Source organism: Alteromonas sp. AWJ4_197 (assembly GCF_056160285.1).
Genome location: NZ_JBSWWW010000013.1, coordinates 1 through 7241, shown reverse-complemented (window position 1 = coordinate 7241; position 7241 = coordinate 1). Strand labels below are relative to the sequence as shown.

Below are 7241 nucleotides of genomic sequence, written 5' to 3'. Positions count from 1 at the left end.
ACAGAGGCCTACGCGGGGCGGCTGATCAGCATCGGCGCCGACGGCGGCCCGGGCCTGGTCACGCTGACCGGCGCCGAGGTCTACCCGGACTCCGTGGCGCTGGCCTTCCGCTACCGCGACGGCCGCACCAGCTCCCGGCGCCTGGACCCCGCCACCACTGTCCTGATCCACCGCGCTCGCTAGGAGACTCCGAGATGCTTCCACCAGCACCATGCACCCACCGCCCTGACTCCGGCCGCCTGGCCGTCGAGCGGGTCCCGGCCGCCCCCGTGGCGGCGACGGAGGTGGGTGCCTGATGTCCTGGCTGAAGTCCTCGGACGCGTCCCACTCCCACCCGGCGGTGTTCCAGGCACTGGAGCACCCCCAAGCCGATGACCGCACGGTCAACGAGCTGTTCGGGTGCATGTCCCGGTGCGCCGCCTACGTGGCGGCCTTCGAGGGTGACTACGTCATCCGCCTGGGCCCGTTCAAGCAGATCGCCGGGATGTCCCGGTGGCAGCTGCTGGCGGACCAGGCAGTCTCCGCGGGGTACGCCAACCGCGTCGAGCTCGAGGACGGCTCCGAGGCCCTGCGCCTGGTGGAGGACGAGGAGCTATTCCACATGATCCCCCGCTCCGCCCGTGACTGGGCGAACCAGCGCAACCGCGACGCGCGCAACATCGCGCTCACGGTCCCGGTCCGTCTGCGTGACGGCGACGGCTGCCGTTGGTGCGGGGTCATCGTGAATTGGCGCGACCGCAAGTCCGCCCGCGGTGGCACCTACGACCACCTCATCCCGGGCAAGGCCGCCACCCCGGAGACGTTCGTGGTGGCTTGCAAGACCTGCAACAGCGCCCGCCAGGACGATCTGGCGTCGTGGGAGAAGGAGCTCTACCCGATCCCGTCCAAGCCCTACTACACGGCCCACAGCGCCGCATGGCTGGCCGCCCACGGCGAGCACGTGCAAGCCACCGACGGCGCCCGCAAGACCCGCCCCCGCCCCGCCCCGAAGGACGACGGCACCGGGCCCGCAGCCCACTCGGCGACGACTCCCGCACCCGCGGTGCAGACGCTCGAGCAGCGGCCGGATCCGGCCCCGGAACCACCAGCGGAGCAGGCACCAGAACCCGATCCGGCAGATTCGGGCAGATCCGACCAGATGTCAGCTATCGCGGATCTGGATTTGCCGGGACGGGACGGGGCGGGCCGGGCCGGGTCAGGTGGGGACAGGCCAGGACAGGACGGGACGGGAGCCGATCTGATCCCACCCCCCAAGGAGAGCCGGCACGAGAACCCATCCACAGACTCACCACGACCAGGCAAGCGCAAGAGGCCCCGCAGGAGGAAGAGGAAGTGACCACCACCAAGAAGACCAAGCCCTCACCCAACGATCCGATGTACCGGTGGACCGAGGCCGAGTTCCAGAAGTTCCTGCTGCAACGTGCCTTCGGCCATGGCTGGTGGCTTCAGTACCACACCCACGACTCCCGGCGCTCCGCCCCCGGCTTCCCCGACCTCGTGCTCGTCCACCCCACCCGGGGCCGCACCATCTTCCGGGAGCTCAAGACCGAGACCGGCCGCGTCTCCCCGGACCAGCTCAAGTGGATCGACGGCCTCACCGCCGGCGGATCCGACGCCGCCGTGTGGCGCCCCTACGACTACCTCTCCGGCCTCATCGAACAGGACCTCCGGTCATGACCCTCTGCGCCCACTGCGGCCAACTAATCCAGGGACATCCCGCCACCCGGTGGCGCGGCGGTCCGACCGAGTACTTCCACCACGAGGACGGGCACATGGACTGCTACCACCTCGCCACCGTGTACTCCCACCCGACCCCCTGCCCCGACTGCCAGGAGAAGCCATGACCACCTGCCACTGCGACACCCCCGCCCCAACCGGCTACCTCTGCACCCGCCACGAGGACCAGTTGCGCGCCGACATCCTGGCCGCCCCCGGCGTGCTCCACGATCTCGAGGACACCGTCACCGGCCAGGCCAAGCAGGGCGGAGGAGGCGGCACCGGCGAGCGCCATGTCTTCAACGAGACCGCGTCCTTCGCCGCCGAGGAGCTGCGCTACCTGTTGCGCTCCGTGGCCGGGGACGCCGACCCGCAGTCCCGTCACCGTTACGACGACCCCGACGCGCACTTCGCGGTCCGAGCGCTGAACGGCCTCGGCCGCTTGGTGCTCCAGCCGGGCGTGCAGACCTCGTCCCGGGATCTCGCCGAGGCGTTGCGCAGGGCGCGGCGGTGCATGGACCGGGCGCCGGAGCGGCGGGTCATCGGGGTGTGCGAGTGCGGTGCGCCGCTGGCGACGCACCGCACCGACGGGACTATCACCTGCCGGGTGTGCGAGCGGGAGTGGGATGTGGCGGCCACGCTGGCGGGCCGGGATCAGGATGCCCAGGACGTCGAGGGCACACCGGCGGAGATCGCCTCGTACTTCACCCGGGCGCTGGGTGCTCGGCTCAGCGATGCGCAGGTGCGGGAGTGGGCCTCTCGCGGGATCGTGCACGCGGTCGGCGAGCGCGGGCGGGCGAAGCTGTACCGGGTGGGCGAGGTGATGGTGGCGTGGGAGATGGTGAAGCGCCGGCCGCTGCCGGGTCGGGCGCCTCGTCCTGAGCACGTGACTGATGATGCTGCATAGACACCCGGGCGGATCTACGTTAATCTGCGTTTGAATAGAGATAGCTGTCGAAGGGCCCCGGTAGAGCACCTGCTCCCGGGGCCCTCGTCATGCCCGGCGCCGCGAGCGCCGCTCCTACTCCCGCGCTATGCCTGCCGGACAACGCAGCCCGGGCGCGCGCGGGATCCACGGCCTGGTCTTCAAAGCGAGTGCCCCGCGCATCTGTCGTGGGTGTGCCCACCAGGCTGTCCGCCCGGCCCCGCCCTCATCCCCCGAGGGCGGGGCCGGCGCTCAGACTTGCGGCGAGTCAACGTCAACCCGCTCGGGCGGGCCGAAGGCCGGCACCGAAACCGGTGGTCCTCGCATGCCACTGGGCCGGACCTGCTCGCCGCATCCAACCAACCACCGGCACCGGGCGCTTCGCTACCGACCACCACCGCCGATGGGTTGCCAGCCTGGCCAGCTGGGGCGCGAGCCGGATGAGGCCACCTACTTCGAGTTCCCGGAGGCCGACATGGCGACCGACCCTGACCTGTACGCCCGGCTGCAGATGCAGGCCCGAGTGGAGCACGCCCGCGGGGAGCAGACGCTGCGGCGCCTGCGGGCCGCGGGCAACAACCCGTACACCGCCCGGGAGGAACCAGAGCGGCGGACCTACTCGGACCCGACCGCGGATCAGGCGATCGGCAACGTGGACCGGGAGCGACGCCGGTCCCGGCCCGGGTGGTGATCTCGTGGTCTCGGTCAGGACGTGCCGGTGCGGTGTCCCTGCGGTGACTGGTCCGTGGTGCTGGAGATGCGCGCACGAGCGGACCCCGAAGGAGTCGACGCTGGGCTTCATCCCGTGGGGCTCGGATGACTTCGGTCCTGATCCAGGTGAGGCCGCGGCATGAGCAAGAAGCGCACGCCGTACAACGATCGGAAGTACCAGGCGAAAGCCGCGGCTCTGAAGCGGCGCACGGCTCGGGAGGATCTGCCGTGCTGGGTCTGTCACCGCAGCATCGACACAAGGCTGCACTGGAAGCACGCGATGTCCTTCACCGCCGACCACGTCGAGGAGCTCGCCAAGGGCGGTGCCCTGCTCGGGAAGCTGATGCCGGCGCACCGCGGATGCAACTCCCGCAGGTCCAATGCCAAGGAGCTGAAGTCGGTGCCGGTGCCAGTGACATCCCGGTCCTGGTGAGTCCGGTTCCCGTGTCCCGGGGTGGGGGGTTCACCCCCTGCCGGCTCCGAGGCGAGTCTCGCGGCATAGTCGCATTTTTTACACGCTGAACCGCTGTTTGTTCACGTTCACCATTCGCGTTCTGACTAGGGGGTCTGCATGGCTCGCGAGCTGAAGCCGTGCGGCACCCCGGCGGCCTACAACCGCCACCGCGCCCACGGCGAGGACGCCTGCGACGAGTGCAAGCGGGCCATGGCCGACTACCGCGCCGAGAAGCGCGGGAACCCCAAGCCCCAGGAGACGATGGCCGACCGCCTGCCGGCCGAGGCCTTCCGAGACGTCGTGCGGACCGAGGCCGGCGAGATCGACTTCAAGGCCGAGTACGTCCGGCTCTACACCTACCTCAACGGCGCCCTGCCCTCGGCGATGCCGCGCGAGGTCGCCGCCCTGGTGCGCGAGATGCGCGGGCTGCTCGTCGAGATCCGCACCTTCGACAAGCAGGACGGCGCCACCGCCGGGCAGGGACTGGCCGACGCAGTCCGGAAGGCGATGCAGAGTGAGAACGGGAGCCCAGACACCGAGGATTGAGATCGCCCCGCCCGGGGTGACCAACAAGGCCGCCGAGATCGTGGCGATCGCCAAGGTCGCCGGCCTCTTCCTGGACCCCTGGCAGAAGCACATCCTCAAGGTCGGCACCCGCTGCCGGCCCGATGGGAAGTACTCCGCCTTCGAGGTCGGCCTCGAGGTGCCCAGACAGAACGGCAAGTCTGCAGCGCTCGAGGCGCTGATCCTGTGGCACCTCTTCATGAGTGCTGAGACGAAGACGATCATTTACTCGGCGCACGAGTTCAAGGCCGCCAAGCAGATCTTCCGCCGCCTCGAAAAGCTCATCGAGGACACCCCCGCGCTCGCCGCCCAGCTGAAGCCCTCGGGGAAGTCCAACGGCATCCTGCACGGCTCCGACGACCTCTCCATCACCCTGCGCGACGGCTCCGTGGTCCGCTTCCTCGCCCGCTCCTCCGGCTCCGGCCGGGCCTTCACCGGGGACCTGATCATCCTGGACGAGGCCTACAAGGTCTCCTCCGACATGATCGCCGCGATCGTGCCGACCATGGCCGCCCGGTCCATGGATGGCAACCCGCAGATTTGGTACACCTCCTCGGCCGGGATGATCGACTCCACCGTGCTCAACGGCACCCGGGAGCGGGCCCTGGGCGAGGACCCGGGGCGGCTGGCCTGGATGGAGTGGTCGGTCCCGAAGAAGACCGACACCTACGACATCGAGGCCCGCTACATCGCCAACCCGGCGCTGAACATCCGCGTGTCCCTGGAATACATCGCCGACGAGCTGCGCACCTTCCTCAACGACCCGGACCTGGGCGAGGACGCCTGGCGCCGGGAGCGGCTGGGGATCCGCGAGGAGACGGCCGCCGAGGCGATCATCGACCTCGACGCCTGGCGCGAGCTCACCGACCGGTACTCCCAGATGGGCGAGACCCTCGCCTTCGCCGTCGACGTCCCGCCCTCGCGTGACTCCGCCGGCATCTACGCCGCCTCCTACAAAGCCAACGGCGACATCCAGTTCGAGGTCATCGACCGTCGCCCCGGCACCGCTTGGGTCGCCGCCCGGGCCAAGGAGCTGCAGGACCGCTGGTCCCCGGTCGAGTTCGTCCTCGACGAGGGCTCGGCCGCCGGCGCGCTCAAGGACGACTTCAAGCGCGCCGGGGTGCGCACCAAGCCGCTGAACATGCGCGAGTACGCCAACGCCTGCGGACTGGTCTTCGACCTGATCCACCGCGAGACCACCGACGAGCAGCTCGACGACGACGCCCAGCGGCTGGTGCACACCGGCCAGCAGGAGCTCGACGAGGCCGTGGCCGCCGCGCGCAAGCGTCCCCTGGGCGACTCCGCCTGGGTCTGGTCCCGCAAGAACGTGCTCGCCGACATCTCCCCGCTCGTGGGCTGCACCCACGCCCTCGTCGGGCTGACCCGCAAGAACCGCCGGCCCGGCCAGGACCGGAACGACCGCAAGAGCCGAGTGATCGTCTTCTAGGAAAGGGGCTGGTGCACGTGGCCGAGTTCAACCGCCTGACGCAGCTGTCCCTGCAGGAGATGTCCCTGCTGGACCAGATCGTGGAGCGGATCGAGAAGAACCGCCCCTACAACCGCGCCCGCCGGGACTACTACGAGGCCCACCAGGCCGTGAAGGACCTCGGCATCGCCACGCCCCCGCAGCTGCGCAACACCCTGCAGGCCGTGGGCTGGCCGGGCCTGGTCGTCGACGCCCTCGAGGAGCGGCTGGACCTCAAGGGCATGACCCTGCCCGGGCTCGACCTCGCCGAGTACGGCATCGACAAGATCTGGGCCGACAACGAGCTCGAGCTGCTCTACTCCGAGGCCCACATCGACGCCCTGGTCCACGGCGTGGCCTTCCTCACCGCCTCCACCGGCGCCGACGGGGAGCCCGACCCTCTGATCACCTTCGAGTCCCCGGAGAACTTCTCCGGGATCTACGACCCGCGCCGCCGGGCCCTCACCGCGGCCGCCGGCGTCACCTGGGGCGACAACGGCCGGGCCTCCGACGCGACGCTCTACATCGCCGGACAGACCATCAAGGTCAAGCGGATCAACAACTCCACCGACTGGACCGTCGTCGACCGCGAAGAGCACGACCTGCCGCGGCCCATGGTCCGCCGCCTGGTCAACCGCTCCCGCGGCTCCCGCCAGTGGGGCCGGTCCGAGATCACGCGCCCGATCATCTCCTACACCTCCTCGGCCATGCGCACCCTGCTCGGGGCCGAGGTGGCGCGTGAGTTCTACGCCGCCCCGCAGCGCTACATCCTCGGCGCCGATGAGAAGGCCTTCCAGGACGCCGCCGGCAACCAGGTCAACCCCTGGAAGTCCTACATGGGCCGCTTCCTGGCCCTGACCGCCGACGAGGACGCCGAGGAGCTGCCCAAGGTCGGCGAGTTCGGCGCGGCCTCCCCGACGCCCTACGTCGAGCTCGTGAAGATGTACTCCCAGCTCGTGGCCGGCGAGGCCAGCCTCCCGGCCCACTACCTGGGATTCGTCACCGAGAACCCCGCCTCGGCCGACCAGATCCACGCCGTCGAGGCCCGCCACGTCAAGCGCGCCGAGCGGCGCCAGAGCTCCTTCGGCGTCGCCTGGCGCGGCATCGTCCTCGACGCGATCCTGGTCCGCGACGGGACGATCCCCGAGGAGCTCACCGGGCTGCACGCCAACTGGTCGGACGCCTCCACCCCGACCAAGGCCGCCGCCGGCGACCGGGCCGTGAAGCTCGTCGCCGCCGACATCCTCCCGGCCCACTCCGAGGTCCTCCTCGAGGAGCTCGGCTTCGACGAGGCCCAGATCGGACGGATCAAGGAGGAACGACGCGCGGCCACCGGCGACGAGCTCGCCCAGATGCTGCGCGCCAACGCGCTCGCCGCGGCCGCCGCGAACCCGACCGTCCAGCAG

Annotated in this window: 9 protein-coding genes; all 9 read left to right on the top strand. The window is 70.3% G+C overall.

Annotated elements, in window-relative coordinates:
• The coding region (locus ACXAGC_RS19980) for a hypothetical protein (RefSeq protein ID WP_474846687.1) at positions 1-183 on the top strand (183 nt) is incomplete at its 5' end.
• A gap of 112 nt (positions 184-295) precedes the next feature.
• Entirely contained in the window at positions 296-1336 is a 1041-nt protein-coding gene (locus tag ACXAGC_RS19975) for an HNH endonuclease (protein ID WP_474846685.1), read from the top strand.
• Entirely contained in the window at positions 1333-1677 is a 345-nt protein-coding gene (locus ACXAGC_RS19970) for a VRR-NUC domain-containing protein (RefSeq protein WP_474846683.1), read from the top strand. Before ACXAGC_RS19975 ends, ACXAGC_RS19970 begins: the two co-directional genes overlap by 4 nt.
• Positions 1678-1840: 163 nt before the next feature.
• The gene (locus ACXAGC_RS19965) at positions 1841-2623 is read left to right on the top strand and encodes a hypothetical protein (protein WP_474846681.1); all 783 of its coding nucleotides are present in this window, start codon (positions 1841-1843) and stop codon (positions 2621-2623) included.
• 493 nt (positions 2624-3116) lie between these two features.
• Positions 3117-3332 (top strand): hypothetical protein, encoded by a 216-nt coding sequence (locus ACXAGC_RS19960; protein ID WP_474846679.1) that lies wholly within the window; start codon positions 3117-3119, stop codon positions 3330-3332.
• A 159-nt stretch (positions 3333-3491) separates the two neighbouring features.
• Positions 3492-3785, top strand: a complete 294-nt coding sequence (locus ACXAGC_RS19955; RefSeq protein WP_474846677.1) for a hypothetical protein — start codon at positions 3492-3494, stop codon at positions 3783-3785.
• A 138-nt stretch (positions 3786-3923) separates the two neighbouring features.
• Positions 3924-4352, top strand: coding sequence for a hypothetical protein (locus ACXAGC_RS19950; protein WP_474846675.1), 429 nt, complete (start codon positions 3924-3926; stop codon positions 4350-4352).
• On the top strand, positions 4321-5817 hold the full coding sequence (locus ACXAGC_RS19945; protein WP_474846673.1) for a terminase large subunit domain-containing protein: 1497 nt from the start codon (positions 4321-4323) through the stop codon (positions 5815-5817). Before ACXAGC_RS19950 ends, ACXAGC_RS19945 begins: the two co-directional genes overlap by 32 nt.
• Positions 5818-5834: 17 nt before the next feature.
• The coding region (locus ACXAGC_RS19940; protein WP_474846671.1) for a phage portal protein at positions 5835-7241 on the top strand (1407 nt) is incomplete at its 3' end.